This window comes from Streptacidiphilus sp. P02-A3a, assembly GCF_014084105.1.
Lineage (GTDB): Bacteria > Actinomycetota > Actinomycetes > Streptomycetales > Streptomycetaceae > Streptacidiphilus.
The window spans coordinates 7,951,294-7,969,544 of the sequence record NZ_CP048289.1 but is presented as its reverse complement, the minus strand read 5'-3'; the positions used below and the strand labels follow the sequence as shown (position 1 = coordinate 7,969,544).

General features: G+C 70.7%; 14 protein-coding genes. 5 read left to right on the top strand and 9 right to left on the bottom strand.

Features of this window, described 5'->3' with window-relative positions:
- Positions 1–35: 35 nt before the first annotated feature.
- Together GXP74_RS33520 and GXP74_RS33515 are read right to left on the bottom strand one after the other, a co-directional pair.
- On the bottom strand, positions 36–1,637 hold the full coding sequence (locus tag GXP74_RS33520) for an amidohydrolase (protein WP_182455009.1): 1,602 nt from the start codon (positions 1,635–1,637) through the stop codon (positions 36–38).
- A complete protein-coding gene (locus GXP74_RS33515) occupies positions 1,624–3,069 on the bottom strand; it encodes an APC family permease (RefSeq protein WP_182455008.1) in 1,446 nt (481 codons plus the stop codon). Before GXP74_RS33515 ends, GXP74_RS33520 begins: the two co-directional genes overlap by 14 nt.
- A gap of 148 nt (positions 3,070–3,217) precedes the next feature.
- Here GXP74_RS33515 and GXP74_RS33510 point away from each other — a divergent pair, with 148 nt between their 5' ends.
- Positions 3,218–3,850 (top strand): TetR/AcrR family transcriptional regulator C-terminal domain-containing protein, encoded by a 633-nt coding sequence (locus GXP74_RS33510; protein WP_182455007.1) that lies wholly within the window; start codon positions 3,218–3,220, stop codon positions 3,848–3,850.
- Between the two features lie 23 nt (positions 3,851–3,873).
- On the opposite strand, the gene GXP74_RS33505 is transcribed toward GXP74_RS33510, so the two are convergent.
- Positions 3,874–4,365, bottom strand: a complete 492-nt coding sequence (locus GXP74_RS33505) for a GNAT family N-acetyltransferase (RefSeq protein WP_182456808.1) — start codon at positions 4,363–4,365, stop codon at positions 3,874–3,876.
- 113 nt (positions 4,366–4,478) lie between these two features.
- Between GXP74_RS33505 and GXP74_RS33500 the strand changes: the two genes are divergently transcribed.
- Both GXP74_RS33500 and GXP74_RS33495 read left to right on the top strand, forming a co-directional pair.
- Positions 4,479–4,958: a nuclear transport factor 2 family protein gene (locus GXP74_RS33500; protein ID WP_182455006.1), complete on the top strand. Its 480-nt coding sequence runs from the start codon at positions 4,479–4,481 to the stop codon at positions 4,956–4,958.
- Positions 4,959–5,159: 201 nt separating this feature from the next.
- On the top strand, positions 5,160–5,636 hold the full coding sequence (locus GXP74_RS33495) for a hypothetical protein (RefSeq protein ID WP_182455005.1): 477 nt from the start codon (positions 5,160–5,162) through the stop codon (positions 5,634–5,636).
- A 10-nt stretch (positions 5,637–5,646) separates the two neighbouring features.
- On the opposite strand, the gene GXP74_RS33490 is transcribed toward GXP74_RS33495, so the two are convergent.
- Entirely contained in the window at positions 5,647–6,309 is a 663-nt protein-coding gene (locus GXP74_RS33490; RefSeq protein WP_182455004.1) for a YbhB/YbcL family Raf kinase inhibitor-like protein, read from the bottom strand.
- A 151-nt stretch (positions 6,310–6,460) separates the two neighbouring features.
- Between GXP74_RS33490 and GXP74_RS33485 the strand changes: the two genes are divergently transcribed.
- Positions 6,461–7,333 carry a helix-turn-helix transcriptional regulator gene (locus tag GXP74_RS33485; RefSeq protein ID WP_182455003.1) on the top strand — a complete coding sequence of 291 codons (873 nt, stop codon included), beginning with the start codon at positions 6,461–6,463 and terminating at the stop codon, positions 7,331–7,333.
- Between the two features lie 35 nt (positions 7,334–7,368).
- On the opposite strand, the gene GXP74_RS33480 is transcribed toward GXP74_RS33485, so the two are convergent.
- The 5 genes from GXP74_RS33480 to GXP74_RS33460 all read right to left on the bottom strand — a co-directional run bounded on the left by GXP74_RS33480 (position 7,369) and on the right by GXP74_RS33460 (position 17,222).
- Entirely contained in the window at positions 7,369–11,421 is a 4,053-nt protein-coding gene (locus GXP74_RS33480; protein WP_182455002.1) for an SAV_2336 N-terminal domain-related protein, read from the bottom strand.
- Complete coding sequence (locus tag GXP74_RS33475) at positions 11,418–12,560, bottom strand: MoxR family ATPase (RefSeq protein ID WP_182455001.1); 1,143 nt, start codon at positions 12,558–12,560, stop codon at positions 11,418–11,420. Before GXP74_RS33475 ends, GXP74_RS33480 begins: the two co-directional genes overlap by 4 nt.
- Positions 12,557–14,764, bottom strand: coding sequence for a caspase family protein (locus GXP74_RS33470; RefSeq protein ID WP_182455000.1), 2,208 nt, complete (start codon positions 14,762–14,764; stop codon positions 12,557–12,559). The genes GXP74_RS33475 and GXP74_RS33470 overlap by 4 nt, the downstream gene beginning before the upstream one ends.
- Before the next feature lie 62 nt (positions 14,765–14,826).
- Entirely contained in the window at positions 14,827–15,984 is a 1,158-nt protein-coding gene (locus GXP74_RS33465; RefSeq protein WP_182454999.1) for a hypothetical protein, read from the bottom strand.
- 272 nt (positions 15,985–16,256) lie between these two features.
- Positions 16,257–17,222 carry a GlxA family transcriptional regulator gene (locus tag GXP74_RS33460; protein WP_182454998.1) on the bottom strand — a complete coding sequence of 322 codons (966 nt, stop codon included), beginning with the start codon at positions 17,220–17,222 and terminating at the stop codon, positions 16,257–16,259.
- 79 nt (positions 17,223–17,301) lie between these two features.
- Between GXP74_RS33460 and GXP74_RS33455 the strand changes: the two genes are divergently transcribed.
- Positions 17,302–18,234: an NADP-dependent oxidoreductase gene (locus tag GXP74_RS33455; RefSeq protein ID WP_182456807.1), complete on the top strand. Its 933-nt coding sequence runs from the start codon at positions 17,302–17,304 to the stop codon at positions 18,232–18,234.
- Positions 18,235–18,251: the final 17 nt, after the last annotated feature.

Below are 18,251 nucleotides of genomic sequence, written 5' to 3'. Positions count from 1 at the left end.
CCGGTCGGGGCGGCGCTGCTGTATCTGACGATGTGTCAATTCCCGTGCGTCACCGTGCCGTCGAGCATGGTGAGCCGGATCGGCGCGTCGGCCAGTTCGTCCGGCGCGGCGGTGACCGGGTCCACCGCGAAGGCGGTCAGGTCGGCGCGGTGGCCCGGGGCGATCCGCCCGGCCCGGTGCTCCTGGCCGGTGGCGTACGCCGCGTGGCTGGTCATCCCCTCCAGCGCCATCAGCCCGGTCAGTGCCTGGCCGGGCAGGACCGGCGCGGTGTCGGTGCCGGGCAGTCGGCGCAGCCGCGCGGTCGCCAGCACCTGGCGCGGGTCGAAGTGGGCGATCGGCCAGTCCGAGCCGAGGACCAGGGTGGCCCCGCTGTCGCGCAGGTCCCGGCAGCACCAGGCGCGCGCGGCACGCTCCGCGCCGACCCGCTGCGACCACTCGTCGCTGTGGTCGGCCTTGGTGTAGGCGGTGTGCGTGGGCTGCATCGAGGCGGCCACGCCGAGTTCCGCGAAGCGCTTGATCTGCTCGTAGGGCAGCGTCTCGATGTGCTCGATCCGGTGCCGGACCGCGCCCGCCCGGCCCCGGCCCGGCGCTCCGGCGATGGTGTCGAGGGCGTGCCGGACCCCGGCGTCGCCGATCGCGTGGGTCGCGCTCTGGATCCCGGCCGCGTCCAGCCGGTGCACGGCCCGGGTGTACTCGGCCGGGTCGCGCCAGAACGAGTCCTTGCTCTGGCCGTGGCAGTCGGCGTGCTCCAGCCAGGCGGTGCCGCCCTCCACCGTGCCGTCGATGAAGAACTTCACCGCGTCGATGCTCCAGCGCCGGCCCGAGGTGCCGTGCTGGGCGATCAGCTCGTCGATCTGGCCGTCGATCTCGCCGGGCATCGCCCACGGCGCGAAGCGCAGCCGCAGCGGCAGCTCCTCCAGGCCGGAGACCAGCTCCAGCGCGTCGCCGTTGAGGTCCATCACATGGCCGCCGGTCAGCCCGGTGGCGGCCATCGCGTGCAACAACTCCCGTACCTTGGACCGCCGTTGCGCCAGGTCCGGGATCGGTATGAGCCGCTGTACCAGCCGGACCGCGCCGTCCTCCAGCAGCAGGCCGGTCGGGCGTCCGGCCGGGTCGCAGACGATCTCCGAGCGGCTGGCGAAGTCGCGCGGCCCGTCGATCCCGGCGGCGCGCAGCGCGGCGTCACTCGCCAGCGCGGAGTGGCCGTCGTAGAGCACCAGCACGGCGGGCAGGCCTTCGAGGACGTCCTCGATCAGCGTGTTGCTGATCGGCTGCCCGGCGAAGGTGTTGTGGTCGAGCCCGAAGCCGCTGATCCACTCGCCGCGCCCGGCCTCGCGGACCGCCCCGGCCAGCGCGGCCCGCAGCGCGGTGACGTCGCGGCAGCCGGACAGGTCGACCCCGGTGAAGCTGGTGGCGCCGAGCACCGGGTGCATGTGGCCGTCGACCAGGCCGGGCGTCAGCGTGGCGCCGGCCAGGTCGTGCACGACGGTGGCCGGGCCGCGCCAGTCGGCGGCGTCCGGGCCGACGGCGACGATGGTGCCGTCCTTGACGGCGACGTCGGCGGACTCGGACTCCGGCCGGGCCGGGTCGAGGGTGCGGAGCACGGCTCCGGTGAGCAGCGCGTCAGCTGTGGACATGTTCGGGTTCCCTCTTGACGGTCGGCGCCTCGGCGCCGATGGTGGCGTAGACCTCGGGACGCCTGGCCCGCAGCCAGAGCGCCAGCAGCACCCCGACCACGATCACCAGCGGCACGATCCCGACCAGGACCACGTTGACGAAGCCGGTGGCGCCGGAGAGCAGCGCGATCTTCGAGATCATCAGGTAGAGCGCGGTGGCCATCCCGACCGCCGCCGCGATCGGCGCGACCAGCGTCCGCCACCGGCCCTCGTTGTGGCGGAAGCCCCGGAAGAACACCGGCACCGCCACCGCGACCAGTACTTGCAGCAGCACCAGCCCGATGACACCGGGGGTGTTCACCCAGATCATCAGCTTCAGGTAGGGGTCGAGCCCGGCGATCGCGAAGCCCGCGACGATGACCACCGACAGCGCGGTCTGCAGCCCGCCGGCCAGGAACGGTGACCCGGTCCTCGGGTGCAGCGCGGCCAGGCGGCGCGGCAGCATGCCCTCGTCGGCGACGGCCTTGGTGTACCGGTTGATGGCGTTGTGGAAGGCCAGCAGCGAGGCCAGGGTGCTGCTGAGGATCAGCAGGTGCATCACGTCGGTCGCCCAGGAGCCGACGTACGTGGTCATCTCGGCGAAGACCAGCCCGGAGGTGTCCTTCGCGGCGGCGGCCTGGACCTCGGCCGAGCCGTAGCCCTGGATGATCGTCCAGGCGATGAAGCTGTAGAAGATGCCGAGGAAGGCCACCGCCACGTAGGTGGCGCGCGGGATCGTCCGGCGCGGGTCGCGGGCCTCCGAGCGGTAGATCGCGGTGGACTCGAAGCCCATGAAGGCGGCGAAGGCGAAGACCATCAGCGAACTGGTACTGCCGTTGAACACGTGCTTCGGCGCGTAGGACTGGAGGTCCAGGCCGTGGGCGCCGCCCTTGAGCAGGACGGCGGCGGCGAGCACCACCAGGATCCCGGACTCGGCGATCATCAGCACCGCCAGCAGCTTCGCGCCGAACTCGATGCTGCGGTACCCGGCGAACCAGACCAGGGCCACGCCGGTCAGGGCGTAGACCGGCCAGGCGATGTCCACGCCGAACAGCGAGTCCACGGTGCTCTGCGCGACGCTGCCGAGCAGCCCGTACATGCCGATCTGCACCGCGTTGTAGGACACCAGCGCGAGGATGGCGGAGGCCACACCGGCCGGTCGGCCCAGACCCCGGGTGATGTAGGCGTAGAAGGCGCCGGCGTTGGTCACGTAGCGGGACATGGTGGTGAACCCGACGGCGAAGACGGTGAGCACGATCCCGGCGATCAGGTACGCGGAGGGCGCGCCGATGCCGCCGACCAGGATCGCGAAGGGGGCGACACCGGCCAGGATCATCAGGGGTGCGGCAGCGGAGATGACGAAGAACGCGATGTCACCGGTCCCGAGCGTCCCTTGGCGCAGCTTTGGCTCCATGGGGGGCCTTCCGTGGGTTCCGTGGGGGAGGGGGGTTAACCTAAACCGATTAGATTTAGGTTTCGGGCAATATATCCCTGGCAGGGGCTCATACCAAGTGATGAGCGTCACATCGCTACCCTGTGCGGTGCGTCGAGAGGAGAGCACGGTGGCACGACCGAGAACGGCACTGCTCGACCTGGAGCGGATCACGACCGCCGCGATGGACCTGGTGGACGAGACCGGCGACTTCACCATGCCCGCGCTGGCCGCCCGCCTGGGGGTGCAGACCGCCTCGCTCTACCACCACGTCGACGGCCGCTCCGGCGTGGTCGAACTGCTGCGCATCCGGATCGGCGACGCCATCGTCTCCGCACCGCACCCCGAGCAGTCCTGGGAGCCCGCGCTGCGCTCCTACGCCTACTCCTACCGCGCCGCCTTCGCCGCGCACCCGCACGTGGTGCCGCTGCTCACCACCGAACCGATCCGCTCACCGCAGGTCCTGGCCGGGTACGAGCGGGTGGTGGCGCTGATGGAGAAGGCGGGCTTCCCGCTCCCGTCGGTGATGACCGCGCTCACCGCGCTGGAGAACTTCGTCCTCGGCGCGGCGCTGGACCTCGCCGCGCCCGAGGTGATGTGGGCCGTCCCATCCGGCCTCCCCGCCGACCGCCTCAACGCCGCGCTGGCCGCGCAACCGGCCGAACCCACCCGCGCCGACCGCGCCTTCGACTTCGGCATCAACGTCCTGCTGCGCGGCTGCGCGGGACTCGTCGACACCGTGCCCGGTGACCTCGCCCGCTGAGCTACGGCTGAGCTACGGCTGAGCTACGGCTGAGGGACCAGGCCGCGCCGGTACCTGGTCGTATCCGGCGGTCGCAGCATGAGGACGTCGATCGGGTCCTCGTCCTCCACGGTGAACCCGTGGCGCTCGTAGAGCCGACGAGCGGCGCTGCCCTGCAGCACGTTCAGCCGGACCGGCACGGCGTCCGCGTCGGCCCGCCCCAGCAGCGCCCGCAGGACGGCCGAGCCGAGCCCCCGGCCCTGGACGCCCGGGTCGAGGTAGAAGTGCTCCAGCCAGTGCCCGTTCTCCGCCGGTCGCAGGGTGACGCAGCCCGCGAAGGCGTCATCGGCCACGACGACCGACGTGTACCGAGGGGAGAAGGAGTCCCGCAGCCGCTGCCGGACGCGGTGCTCGTCGAAACGGCCCAGCCGCTCCAAGTCCGGTCGCATCACCGTCGCCCGTAGCTCCGCTATCCGTTCGACGTCGGCCGGGCCCGCGGCCCGCAGCACCCAGCCCACCTGGCGACCCGCCTGCATCTCGTTCACTCGTCGACCTGTGTTCACGACCGCAGTATTCCCCAGCGGGCCCGGCGGGCCGGCTCGCGAAAACGGGTTGCGGACGGTGGCCGCCCGCCTGCTAGTAATGGCGAATGGACGACAAGATCATGACGCCGATGGACCGGATGCTGGCGGAGCGCGCGTGCGAGCGAATCATCGTGGACTTCATCCACCGCCTAGACCTCGGCGAGCCGAGCACGGTCGCGGAGCTGTTCACCCCTGACGGCGTGTGGCGTTGGCCCTTCGGCGACCGCCGGATCGAAGGCCGCGAAGCCCTTCGCGCCTACTTCGGCTCGCGTCCCGCGGACCGGCTCTCCCGCCGCCTGATGACGAACCTGCTGGTGACCGTCGAATCTCCCACCACGGCGCGTGCCGTCTCCTACCTGACGACCTACCGGGTCGACGGGTACACCGGCGGGATGATCGAACCACGCGTCCCCGTCAACGTGGGCCACTACGAGGACGTCTTCCGGAACATCGACGGCACCTGGCTGCTCGCCGCCCGCACCCTGGTCATCCCCTTCGGCCGGGCCACCGAGCGGCTTCCGAGCGCAGGCGCACCCCGCGCCTGAGCCCACCGTCTCCGCACGAACCGCGCGAACCGCATGAACCGCATGAACCGCGCGAACCGCGCGAACCGCGCGGCGCGGCTCCGCGACCCGGGCGGACATTCGCCCGATCGTGTCGTATACGGAGGAGTTGCTGGCGTTCGGCCGCGCGGCGATCCCACACTGAGGTGAGCGTGTCGCCCAACGAGACGAAGGAAGTGTGAGATGAGCGCATCGACACGGAAGCGCACCCGAGGCCGACGCCTGCTGGCGCTGATCGCGTCGGGGGCGTCGCTGGCGCTGTTGACCGGGTTCGGCCCGGCCGCCGCGACGCACCCGATGCTCATCAACGTCAACCCGACGATCTACTTCGGCCAGGGTGTGGTCTGGTACCCGGACACCCAGGCGTCCGCCGGCACCACCACCAACGGCGCGACCCTGCGTTTCCAGACCGACGGAAACCTGGTGCTCTACCAACTGAACACCGGCAACGTGCTCTGGGCGTCCAACACCGCCGGTACCGGCGCCAACGAGATGCTCTTCCCGGCCAACGGGCCGATCCTGCTGGAACGCAACCACAGGGTCATCGCCCAGGTCGGCCCTTCCTCCAGCGCGAAGAGCGTCAAGGCCGTTGTCCAGGCCGACCAGAACTTCGTCTTCTACGACGCCAACGACAACGCCACCTGGGCCACCCGGAACTGACCGAAACCGGTCAGCGGCGGGCGTTCACCGTCATCCGGGCGTAGCCGACGATGTGGCTGCTCATGCTGAAGGTCGTCAGCGCCGCCGGGGTGGTGGCGGGCAGTCCCAGCGAGGCGGTGTCCAGCGCGTAGACGGTGATCTGGTAGCCGTGGTTCACGTCCCCGGCGGGCGGGCACGGGCCCAGGTAGCCGGTCAGACCGGCGTCGTCGGTGCCGGAGACCGCGCCGACCGGTGTGGCGGCCGGGCTCAACGAGGTCGCGCTGCCGGGGATGTCCCACTCCAGCCAGTGCCAGAAGCCGCTGCCGCTCGGGGCGTCCGGGTCGTACATGGTGACCGCGAAGCTGCGGGTGCCGACCGGCGCGCCGGTCCAGTCCAGCGTGAACTGCTGGTTGCCGCCGGAGCAGCCGAAGGCGTCGGCCCAGGCGCTCGCCGGGAACGTCCCGCCGTTGTGCACCTGGGGACTGGTCACGGTGAAACGCCGGGCGGTGTCGGGGATGCCGCTGCGGATCACGGTGTAGCCGTAGCCGCCGTCGCCCCGCTTGCCCGGATGCCCGCTGGCGCTGGCGCTGGCGTTGGCGTTGTCGCTGTGCGCGGAAGCGGCGGTGCTGACGGCCAGGGTCAGCGCGGCGGCGGCCGCAGTGGCGGCGGCGATACTGCGAACGGTCTTCTTCATGGCAGCCTCCAGGGGCGCATGCGGTGCGGTGGGTACGACAGCAACCATTCCGTCCGGCGGCCACGGCCTGGAAGGCCCTTCGCATCCTGGTGCTCCGAGTGCCACCCGGTCCCGTGGACGTGGCCCGGGGGGAGCGGCGATCATGGGTGACATGACGAGCGGACAGGGACGGCAGCAGAGCGAACTGGCGCAGTTCCTGCGCGCGGCGCGGGCCCGGGTGCAACCGGCGGACGTCGGCCTGCCCAGCGTCGGCAGCCGCCGCACGCCCGGGCTGCGCCGCCAGGAGGTGGCGCAGCTGGCGGCCGTCAGCATCGACTGGTACATCCGGCTGGAACAGGGCCGGGTCGGGACCCCCGGGACCGGCGTGCTGGACAGCGTGGCGGCGGCGCTGCGCATGTCGCCGACCGAGCGGGAGCACCTGCACCTGGTCGCGCGCGGCCAGCGACCACCCGCGACGCACGTCCCGGCACCGGTGGGCCGCTCGCTGCTGGCGCTGCTGGACGGCATGCCGCTGCTCCCGGCCTACGTGGTCGACTTCCGCTTCGGCATCCTGGCCCGCAACGGCGCGGCCGCCGCCCTGTTCGGCGAGGAGTTCGGGTCACCGGGCGCTGACAACGCCGCCCGGATGATCTTCACCGATCCAGCTGTGCGCGCGGCGCAGTTGGACTGGGTGCGGATCGCCCGCGAGACGGTCGGCAATCTGCGTGCCAACCTCGCCCGGCACCGCGACGACCCGCAACTGAACGCGCTGATCGGCGAACTGCGCTCGGCCAGTGCGGAGTTCGCGGCCTGGTGGGGGGACCACACGGTGCAGGAGCGGGTGCACGGGGTCAAGCGCATCCAGCACGCCGCCGTCGGCGAACTGACCGTCTGCTACGACGTCATGGCCGCGTTGGACGGTTCGGACCAGCGGCTGGCCGTGTTGACCCCGGCCGACGGGGCGGCCGAGCAGGCGCTGCGCTCGCTGATCGCCGCCCGAGCCAGGTCCCTGACCCGGCCGGGCCTTTCCGCCATCGTCGCCTGACCCCGGGCGTCGGGCCCGGAAGCGGGCGGGTCGGGTCACTTGTCGATGGCGTCCGGCAGGATGACCGAGGCGGGAGGGGAGTATCCCAACAGGTGTAGGCGTTCGCCGACGCGATGCGCGGACCATCCCGTCTTCCGCGCGGCTGCCAGTACATGTCCCACCGTCACCGGATCGGTGGCGTCGAGCCACGGCCCCACTGCGTCGAGGTCCAGGCTGATCAGGGTCCGATCGACGTCCTCCGGAGAGAAGTCCGGCCACCGCACCCCGGCGGGGGTGCGGTAGCCCAGCTCGTTCAGGCGGTTGGCGACGGCCAGGGCGGGCCGGCCGGTCACGATCGCGGCCGCCAGCACATGCCCCTTTGGCACCGGCTCGCGTGCATCGAGCCAATCCGCATCGAGATCCTCCAGGGCGTATCCGTCGAGGTATCGGCTGATCAGGATTCGGTCGTCGTCCTCTGGTATGACATCGGACAACTGTGCCGGGTGCTTTGTCTGGAAGCCGAGTTCGCGCAGGCGCTCGGCGACCGCGCGTGCGGACTGTTGGATCGCGGTCGCGGCTGCCAGTACATGCGCTACGGTCACCGCCTCGCTCGCGTCGAGCCACGGCCCCACCGCGTCGAGGTCTCGGCTGATGAGGGTTCGATCGGCGTCCGCCGGGGGGGTGTCCGGTAGGCCTGCCGGGTCGGGCGTCTGGTAACCGAGTTCTCGCAGGCGTTCGGCGACCGTGCGTGCGGACTGCTCAGTCACGATCGCGGCCGCCGACACGTGTCCCATCGCCACCGGATCGCCCGCGTCGAGCCACTCGGGACCGGCCTCTGTCGGATCCTCCAGGGGACCTCTGTGGAGGTACCGGCTGATCAGGATCTGGTCGTCGTACTCTGGTGCGATATCGGGCAGGTGTGCTGGGTCGGGTGTGTGGTAGCCCAGTTCGCGCAGGCGCTCGGCGGTCGCGCGTGCGGATCGTCCGGTCACGATCGCGGCAGTCAGCAGGTGTTCTACCGTCACTGGTTCGGCCGGGTCGATCCACCTGCTCATTCCGTCGAGGCGACGGCTGATCAGGATGCGGTCGTCCTCCTCCGGCACGATATCGGGCAGCTGCGCCAAAGCAGTTGTGTGGTAGCCCAGTTCGCGCAGGCGCTCGGCGGCTGCGCGTGCGGATCGTCCGGTCACGATCGCGGCAGTCAGCAGGTGTTCTACCGTCACTGGTTCGGCCGGGTCGATCCACCTGCTCATTCCGTCGAGGCGACGGCTGATCAGGATGCGGTCGTCCTCCTCCGGCACGATATCGGGCAGCTGCGCCGAAGCAGTTGTGTGGTAGCCCAGTTCGCGCAGGCGCTCGGCGACCCGCTGCGCGGTCTGATCGGTCACGATCGCGGCAGTCAGCGCATGCCCCACCGGCACTGGTTCGCTCGCGTCGAGCCAGGGGGGCACCGCGTCGAGGTCCTGGCTGATCAGTGTCTGGTCGGCCTCATCGGGTACGACGTCGGGCAGCTGTGCCGGGTCGGGTGCGTCGTAGCCCAGTTCGCGCAGGCGCTCGGCGACCCGCTGCGCGGACTGTTCGGTCACGATCGCGGCTGCCAGCGCATGCCCCACCCGCACTGGTCTGCTCGCGTCGAGCCAGGGGGGCACCGCGTCGAGGTCCTGGCTGATCAGTGTCTGGTCGGCCTCCTCGGGTAGGACGTCGGGCAGCTGTGCCGGGTCGGGTGCGTCGTAGCCCAGTTCGCGCAGGCGTTCGGCGACCCGCTGGGCGGACTGCCCCGTCCTCACCGCGGCTGCCAGCACATGCCCCATCGGAGTCGGCTCGCCCGGATCGAGCCGCGCACCCACCGAGTGGAGGTCCAGGTTGATCAGGATGAGGTCGGCCTCCTCGGGTGCGACCTCGGGCAGCTGTGCTGGGTCGGGTGTGTCGTAGCCCAGTTCACGCAGGCGTTCGGCGACCCGCTGGGCGGACTGCCCCGTCTTCACCGCGGCTGACAGCACCTGCCCCACCTTCACCGGCTCGTTCGCGTCGAGCCAGGGCTCGGCCTCGTCAAGGTCCCGGCTGATCAGCATCCGGTCCGACTTCTCCGGTGGGTCTGCTGGCAACTTCGTCGGGCTGGGCGTCCGGTAGCCCAGTTCGCCCAGGCGTTCGGCGAGGTGTCGTGCGGACTGTCCCGTGCTCGCCGCGGCTGCCAGCACATGCCCCATCGTCACCGGCTCGTTCACGTCGAGCCACTGGTGGCCGGGGTCGGCCCACAGGCTTCCGTCGAGGTGCAGGCTGAGGACAACGACATCCGGGGATTCGGGCACGAGGTCGGGCAGCGCGGTCGGCTCCGGGACCGGATAGCCGGACTGGCGCAGCAACGTGGCCGCTGCCCGAATGCGCAGCCCCTTTCCCAGCGCGATTCCGATAATGAAGCCGACAGGTACCGGCCCTTCCTCGGCGACCGCGGCCCCTCCCATGCCCTCAGGTCCCTCGATGATCGACGGCGCCTCGAACGGCACGTCGGCATCGGATGGCGCGGAGGTGGTCGACTGCAGATCGGACCAGGCCAGTTCGGGCGCTTGCGGGGTGTACGCGGTCGTGCCCCTGGGGTCACTAATCAGGGCAAGGGCCGCGTCGCGCGACTGGTTGATCCGGCGCAGGTGGCGCGAGACCAGGGTGCTGGTGCCATGTTCGGCCGAGCGGGGGATCAGTTCGCGTAGCGGGTCGACGACCTCAGGCAGGAAGGCGTAGTAGCGCTGTCCCCAAGGCGTCTCCTCGGCCGGTGGCGCGGGTGCCCCGGTGGCTGTCGTCGGCTGGAGCAGCCCGGACAGGAATACCTCGGCCAGGTGCGAAAGAGCCGCCTCCGGTGCGGCTGACTGTTGGACCAGCCGCATGAGGGGGACGGTGATCGGTGGGACACAGGCCAGATGGGCGGCCAGCCTTCGGGCCAGCGGGGTGGCCGAGCCGAGGAAGCCGTCCAGGAGTTCCAGTGCCGGGACCTCGGTGGCGGGCCACTCCTCGTCGTCGATCGTCCCGTGCTCCGCGACGGGCGGAACGGCGTCCATCAGCGGGAGGATCACCTCGCCCGAGGGTGCGCCGATCAGGCGGGCCCAGGCCGCAGTGGCGGTACCGGCGCCGATGTCCACCACAGGGAGCGGGAGTTGGATCGTTCGGTCGTGCCGGGTGCGGATCCGGGGCGCCCGCACGGTGAGCTTGCGGTTGGCGACGCCAGGGCGTGGGGCCGTGGTCCTTCGGCGGGCGGCGGACAAGGCGGTGTCCGGCCAGAGCGCCTCCGGCAGCAGGTGCCAGACGGCCACCGGGCTTCGGCGGGCCCACGAGGAGAGCAGGTTGAGGGCTGCCCCGGAATGCCAGGCCAGGCCGACCCCGTCGGTCAGCACGACGACGAGCGAGCGTTCACCGGCTTCCACCGCGGCCGCGGGGGATATGGCGGGTGCGTGGAGACGGAACGGCTCGGTCGTCAGGCTCAGGGAGCCGTCGTCCAGATCGGTGTTCAGGCCCAGGAAGCGCGTGCGCCGGAAGGCGTGCAACTGGTAGAGAGCTGTGCGCAGTTCACGGGCGGTGTCGTACCAGATCGCCATCGACTCACCGTCGTCCACGATGAGGGTGAGGTCGAACCGGGGCTCGCGGATCGGTTGCAGCAGCACGTCCGGCATGCCACTGGCGAGGGAGGCGACCGTGGCGGCGATGTCGATCTCGAAGGTCGTGCGTGAGGCGACGTTGGAGCGCAGCGAGCGCAGGGCCTTCGACAGCTCGCGCGACCGGGGCAGCGCGCTCGGCACGGGAAGCCGGATGGACGACGCCCGTGGGCCGTCGGACGCCGCGGTCCGGTTGGCCGCGGAGTAGATCGGCCGGGTCTCGACGGTGCGGACATCGTCCCGCGGTGCGGGGGGCGTGGCCGCGGCCGGGGGTTGCTGCTGGGGCGGCTCCGATGCCACGGCGGTCACGGCGGCGTCTGCCGGCTCCTCCTCCGCGGGGACCTCTGGCCGGGCGGCAGGGGGGAGCTGCCCGGCCAGCCAGAGGATCTCGGTGAGTTCACGGGGCGAGGGGTCGTACCCGCAGGCACGCAGCGCCTCCGCGAGCACCTCACCGAGCCGGGCGATCATGTGCGGTGGCCGTGTGCCGTGGGGGAGGAGTCCGTCGACGACAGGGTGAACCCCCCTGCCTCGGTGTCGTCGAGAGAACTGAGGATGGCACTCAAGACGTTGACGTCGAGCGGTACTTGGCTGAGCCGGAGGTGGATGGCATTGAGGAGCTGGTCGGTGGCCAGGTTCCCGTCCTGCGCGGCGGCGCTGAACCTGTCGACGAGCTCGTCCAGTTCGCGCTTGGTCGTGTCATCCGCATCGGCCAGCGGACCGGCGAACTGGGCTTCGACGATCTTCCGCAGGTAGTCCCGGCTGGGGTCGGGCAGGTTGAGGCGGACGACGCGACGCAGGAAGGCCGGGGGGAAGTCGCGCTCGCCGTTGCTGGTGATCACAATGACTGGGAACTCCTCGCAGGTGACCCAGCCACCGACCACCGTCCCTCGGTTCCTGGAGGCCGCGGGGACCGGCTGACCGGAACGCACATCGTCGGAGCTGCCCCTGGCCGGGTCGATGGCCTGCGGCCCGCCGATGAGACCGACTTCGGCGACCTCGTCATCGCTCACCGCCAATCGGCTGAGCTCGGGGATCTCGAAAGCGCCGTCCTCGAAGGCAACGAGCAGGTCGTTGGGCAGGTCGAGGTCGCTCTTGTCCAACTCGTCGATGAGCAGGACCCGAGGCCTGCCCGGCTTGGCCGCCAGGGCTGTCCCCAGCGGGCCGAGGGTGATGTAGTTCTCCACCGCCTGCTTCGCGTCGTCGCCCACTTCCTGGCCTCCCGCCTCACCGCCGGCCCGGGCACGCTTGCTGGTGGCCAGGCCCACGTCCCGCAGGCGCCCGACCGCGTCGTAGCGGTACAGCGCGTCGTTGAGCGTGGAACGGGAGTTGACCGGCCAGACCAGGACCTCACCCAGCCCCAACTGGCGGGCGATCTCATGGGCCAGGGACGACTTGCCCACACCGGGGAAGCCCGTCACCAGGAGCGGCCGACGCAGGTGCAGGGCCGTGTTGACCACGGCCGCGTCCTCTTGGCGGATCACGTAGGGGGCACGGGGCAGGGACTGCCGACCGAAGCGGCGCCATGGCGGCCCCGGCGGCAGCTTTCGGGGCGTCGGCGGCGCTTCGCCGTCGCCGAAGAGCTCCCAGGTGCGGTCCTCGTCGGTCATCTGTTCCTTCTTCGTGGTGAGCGCAGTCTGGGGCGTTGGGTACGGCGGTCGGGGTTGTCCCAGAGCAGTACGACGTCGTCGGAGCCGGAGCTCGGCCCCGCGCGACGCCAGTCGTGGAGCGCCGCGGGGAGACTGGAGGGAGCGCGGCCGTGGATGGGTTCAAGGCTCTGGAGGGGGCGGATGTCCCCGGTGCACCGGTTCCACGAGATGATGGGGCTGCCCTCCCGGAGGCACACCGCGAGGGCGGCGCTGAAGTCCTTCGCGGTCCCGGTGAGCTCCACGCATCCCTGGTGACCGGTCAGGCCTTTCGTGAGCTCCTTCAGGGCGGCGCCGTCCTTGACCAGCCAAGGCGCGCCGTCGTGGTCCTGGGAACAGTGCTTCCAGTTGTCCTGCCACTGTGCCTGTCGGGCCGGACTTGTCTCCCGGTCGCCGCATCGCACGACGACCGGGTGGACATGTCCGAGCAGCACGTTGGACCTCCCTCGGTACTCCACTGCCAGACGTTCGACCTGTAGTTCCAACTGGCTCTGCGGCAGCAGGAATTCGATTCCGCTGAGATTCTCGTCGACGTGGTCGGCCACCGCCGCCTCAAGAGAATGCTGCCAGTCCGTCCACCCGGACCCGTTGAAGACCTGCTGGTGTGTGCCCTCGACATCGAAGTACCAGGCCCGGCTGTCATAGCGGTTCGGGTGTCCAGGAACCGCCTCGGGGCAGGTTGTCTGCACCTCTACCAGGAGCCAACCCCCCGGGGTCTGCTGAAGCCTTGACGCGTCCTCGGCTGCCTTGGCCCGCTCGTCCCGCAGCAGTCGGTCACCGTAGCCCAGCCGGGCCGCGACGCCGAGCCACCAGGTCTGCAACGGCCCATCCGGAACGGCGTCTTGTCCCTCGTCCGGAGGAACGGACCCGGTGAGGGCCGCCAGGAGTGCGGTGAACCCCAGGAGCAGCGGCAGCCGTCCCCTGAGGGCGCCGGCTGCCTCCAGCTTCCGCGTCACCGCCTGTGCGGTGACGGGCATGCCGCGCAGGTGCTCGCTCCAGCTGCGCCCGAACCGTGCGACCTGCTCCAGCGTGTCCCCCGCCCGGTCGAGAAGTGGCAGCAGCGTGTCGTACTCCGCCACCGTCAGGAACTCGTCCTCGTGGATGAGGCTGACGGCTTTGCCGAGGTCGCCCGCGAGATCGAGGCGCTCGTGCTCGTCGTCCCGCCACTGCGGGGAGCAGAGCAGGTCGACCAGGGTCGGCAGACCGTGCCGGACCCGGCCCGCGGCCGCGACCAGCTGTTCGGGACTGGGCGGCTCGCCTTGGTGGTCCGCGGTGACCGCCACACCGCGGTTCTCCAGCTCCTCGACGCACCGCCGCCGCTTCTCACGGTCGTCGAGACCGGGCCGGAACTGGAGGGCCAGGGCGCACTCCTCCTCTGTCGGCGTCAGTTCGAAGACTCCAGTTCCGACCGGTTCCCCCCAGTTGAGGATTTCCCAGCTCGGGGTCTGCGCCTGTGCTTCGGACCGTTTGGCGAAGGCCAGGTCGATGTGGCCCATCATGTGCTGAGGATGGGGCAGGAGCGACGGGTTGGCGTCCAGATACTCCATGAGCGTCGCGGCGAGATGGGTCCTGTTCGTCCCGGTGTAGGCCTTCTGGTCGGGCCCGCAGGAGAACGACGTGAAGAACGGCCGGGCGGTGCTCCGCATGTCCTTGCTACGGACTGAAACCGGCCAGGTTTTCAGGCCCTTGTCGGTCGGTGGCAGATTGTTCTGGCAGGCGTCGATCACCATGGCCACTCGCGACAGGTGGGTGCCGCTCTTCATTCCCCACTCCGTGGAAATCAGCGTGTCCCTGAGCTCGCGGGCGTCGACTGTTTCCAGTCCTTTCCTGCCGTCGGCGGGCAGGAGCAGCTGGTGGCGTTGCTCGCCGTCGGTAATGCCGTGTCCGGCCCAGAAAACCCACAGCAACTCGGCGTCGATGTCCGGCAGCACCTCCCCGAAGAAGACTTGCAGCGAGGTCCCGTTCAGCAGCCCGCCATCGGCTGGGCTCCCCGCTTCGGGCTCGTTGGGAGCAATCCCCCGGCTCTCCGGGAGCGGTCGTCCCAGAAACGTGATGTTGCCTGCGGGTACACCTCGTCCGATCAGCCAGTCCCGGAAGGAGCGGGCGCCCGCGTACGGGCCGGTGACATTCCAGTCCTTGCTGTACGACCCGTAGTCCTCAACGGCCACGATGAGAGCGTGGACCTTCATGGGATCGCACTCGCCCGGAGGCTGTCGGGCTTCCCCGTGGCTCATGACAGTACGGTTCCGGCGAGCCAGGTGTAGAACCGCTGGTGACCCCAGTAGGCACTGTGGGCGCGGAGTAGCGGGCGTCGGGTATCGAATTCGACGTCAGTCACCCGGTCGGACCCGAAGACCTGTTCGCCGACGTAGGCCAGCGGGTCGCGCGGGTCGAACACGTTCCACCAGGCGGGAAAGGTCGGCGGCAAGGGTGTGCCGAACGGCAGGGACCACAGTGCGTCCAACTCGTAGAAGAACGGGGCCTGGGAGCCGACCGTCACCAGGGCGGTCACCTTGCCGCTGCGGTTCTGCGACGCCAGCAGGTCCACGCAGGCTACGCCGCCCAGGCTGTGGGCGAGCACGACCACCGGTCCGTCCACGCTGTCGATGGCTTCGGCGACGGCGGCCCGCACCCCCTCGCCCCGGACCTGGTAGCGCAGGATGTCGCCGATCATGGGCGTGCCGTGTTCGGTCTGCTTCAATCGGTTGCCGCGCAGCACCGAGGACGCCGTGTACTCGAAGCCACGGGCCAGGGGCAGCCAGAGCGGCTTCGTCAGGCTTGAAACGATGCCCAACTCGCCCTTCGGCGCACCCCACGACGTGAGGATCTCCGCCACCAGGGCATCCAGGGAATCCCCGTCCACAGCGGCGCCGCCGACGCCCCAACGCGCATCCGCGTGGTCGACGACCGAGACGGCCATGAGGCGGCCCATCGCGCGCCGCAGGTCCCCGAGGTCGACCGCCGCCTCCTCCGGGAGGAGGCCCAGGCCGTCGAGCGCAACGCGCTTGGCCTCGTCCAAATCGACCGGCTCCAGACCGTGTTCGCTCAGGAACTCAGCGAAGAGCGCACTGTCCAGGGCGCTGACCTCGGCGTAGGAGCGGGCCACGGCGGACTGTGCCACGGGGGAGTAGCCATGCGATCGCGCCTCCTGCCCGAGGATCCGCAACTCGGCGTAGGGGTCCGCCTCCAGGGCAGCCCACTCGGACACCTCGACGGCTTCCGCCTCCTCGGCCTCCGAGGCCACCGGTTCCGTCGCAGCGGAGGGGAAGGGTCGCGCTTCGGCGGGCAGCGACAGACCGCCGGCGTTCAGGCGGGCCCCGTGCGCGTCGCCCCAGGGGCAGCGCACGATGTGCAGCTGAGGCACCTTCCCCTTGAGGTTCGTGGTCACCTGGTCCACTAGCCGGTCATAGTCCCTCCCTCTGACCCCAGTTCCATGGACAAGCACGATCGAGACCACGACACCCCCCGGCATATTCGGCGTCAGTCTGGCACAGGCCAACAGTACTGTCAGCTATCTTGCGAACTCCTGCTGCCATGTCAATTCGGCTATTTCGCATTAGAGTTGCAGGCCATCAGGAGCACTCTCCGGCCACTCTCGCCCATCGGCAGAGGTGCCTTCCTCGCCCGGCCTCCGGCGGCGGGTGGAGGTAGCTGGAGCCGTCAGGTTCGGAAGGTGCGGCGGTAGGCGCCGGGGGAGACGCCGATCGCGGCGTGGAGGTGTTGGCGGAGGGTGGCGCCCGCCGCGAAGCCGACGCGTTCGGCGATGCGGTTGACCGGCAGGTCGCTGCTCTCCAGGAGTTGGCGGGCCAGGTCGACCCGCTGCTGGGTGAGCCACTGGCCGGGGCTCAGGCCGACCTCGGCCCGGAAGCGGCGGGTGAAGGTGCGGCGGCTCATGCCCGCGTGGTCGGCCAGGTCGGCGAGTTGCAGCGGCTCGTGCAGCCGGTCCAGGACCCAGGCTCGGGTCGCGGAGGTCCCGGCGTCCGAGCGCTGCGGCAGCGGCCGCTCGACGTACTGGGCCTGGCCGCCCTCCCGCTGCGGGGGGACGACGCAGCGGCGGGCCACGTGGTTGGCGACGGCGCTGCCGTGGTCCGAGCGGATCAGGTGCAGCAGCAGGTCGATACCGGAGGCCGCGCCGGCCGAGGTGAGTACCCGGCCCGAGTCCACGAACAGCACGTCCGGGGCGAGTTCGACCTGCGGGTAGGAGCGCTGGAAGCGGGCGGCGTGAAACCAGTGGGTGGCCGCGGTCCGGCCGTCGAGCAGGTCCGCCGCCGCCAGCAGGAAGGTGGCGATGCAGATGCCCACGATCCGGGCCTCGGGCCTGATCAGGGCCAGCGCCTCGGCGGTCCGGCGCGGCAGGGCGTCCCGGTCGACGATGTCGGCGAAGCTCTCGGACGCGGGGATCACCACCGTGTCGGCCTCGGCCAGGGCGGAGGCGTCGCGCTCGACGGTGATCGCGAAGTCGGCCCCGGTGCGGACCGGCTTTCCGTCGACCGAGCAGGTGACCACCTCGTAGAGGGGGCGGCCGTCGGCGTCCTCGGCGGTGCCGAGCAGCCGCGACGCCAGGCTCAGTTCGAACGGGATCACCCCGTCCAGCGCGAGGACGACGACTCTGTGGATGGGCTGCATGGCCCAATCCTTGCACATGATGACCTCCGGGCCACTATCTACGCAGGTGGAAGCCGTAGATGCTGGATCCATGACCACAATGAAGGCAATCAGCCAGAACACGTACGGCGGCACCGAGGTTCTGCGGGAGGTCGAGCTCGACCGCCCGACGCCCGGCCCGTCCGAGGTACTCGTCCGCGTCCGCGCGGCGGGCATGAACCCGACCGACTGGAAGCACCGCACGTTCAGCGGCCTCGTCGGCAAGCTGCCGCTGGTGCTCGGCTGGGACGTCTCGGGGGTGGTGGAGTCGGTCGGCTTCGGCGTGACGCTGCACAAGGTCGGCGACGAGGTCTTCGGCATGCTCCCGTACCCGCACGGCGTCGGTTCGTTCGCCGAGTACGTGGTCGCCCCGGCGCGCGCCCTGGTCCGCAAGCCGGAGGGCATCGACCACGTCCAGGCCGCCGCGATCCCGCTGGCCGCGCTGACCGCGTGGCAGGGCCTGGTGGACGTGGCGGACGTCCAGCCCGGCCAGCGGGTGCTGATCCACGCCGCCGCGGGCGGCGTCGGCCACCTCGCCGTCCAGATCGCCAAGCAGCTCGGCGCGCACGTGATCGGCACGGCCAGCGCCCCGAAGCACGGGCTGCTGCGCGAACTCGGCGCGGAAGAACTGATCGACTACCGGACCGAGGACTTCACCGCGATCGACCCGGTCGACGTGGTCTTCGACGCGATCGGCGGCGAGACCGCCACCCGCTCGCTGAAGGCCCTGAAGCCCGGCGGAAAGCTGGTCTCGATCGCGGTCAGCTCCTTCCCGGCGGACCTGCCGGAGCAGGCCGCCGCGCTCGGCGTCGACACCTACGCGATGCTGGTCGAGGCCGACCAGGCCGGTATGCGCGCCATCAGCGACCTGGTCACCGCGGGCAGGCTCCGCGCGGTGATCGAGGCCGACTACCCGCTGGCGCAGGCCGCCAAGGGCCACGAACTGGGCGACACCGGCCGCGTCACCGGCAAGATCGTCCTCACCGTCTCCTGACCGGCGGCGGGAGCCTC

Coding starts and splice junctions, on each gene's coding strand:
- GXP74_RS33485 (WP_182455003.1), top strand. CDS start 6,461: ATGACGAGCGGACAGGGACGGCAGCAGAGCGAACTGGCGCAGTTCCTG.
- GXP74_RS33505 (WP_182456808.1), bottom strand. CDS start 4,365: ATGCAGGCGGGTCGCCAGGTGGGCTGGGTGCTGCGGGCCGCGGGCCCG.
- GXP74_RS33495 (WP_182455005.1), top strand. CDS start 5,160: ATGAGCGCATCGACACGGAAGCGCACCCGAGGCCGACGCCTGCTGGCG.
- GXP74_RS33515 (WP_182455008.1), bottom strand. CDS start 3,069: ATGGAGCCAAAGCTGCGCCAAGGGACGCTCGGGACCGGTGACATCGCG.
- GXP74_RS33500 (WP_182455006.1), top strand. CDS start 4,479: ATGGACGACAAGATCATGACGCCGATGGACCGGATGCTGGCGGAGCGC.
- GXP74_RS33480 (WP_182455002.1), bottom strand. CDS start 11,421: ATGATCGCCCGGCTCGGTGAGGTGCTCGCGGAGGCGCTGCGTGCCTGC.
- GXP74_RS33520 (WP_182455009.1), bottom strand. CDS start 1,637: ATGTCCACAGCTGACGCGCTGCTCACCGGAGCCGTGCTCCGCACCCTC.
- GXP74_RS33475 (WP_182455001.1), bottom strand. CDS start 12,560: ATGACCGACGAGGACCGCACCTGGGAGCTCTTCGGCGACGGCGAAGCG.
- GXP74_RS33460 (WP_182454998.1), bottom strand. CDS start 17,222: ATGCAGCCCATCCACAGAGTCGTCGTCCTCGCGCTGGACGGGGTGATC.
- GXP74_RS33455 (WP_182456807.1), top strand. CDS start 17,302: ATGAAGGCAATCAGCCAGAACACGTACGGCGGCACCGAGGTTCTGCGG.
- GXP74_RS33490 (WP_182455004.1), bottom strand. CDS start 6,309: ATGAAGAAGACCGTTCGCAGTATCGCCGCCGCCACTGCGGCCGCCGCC.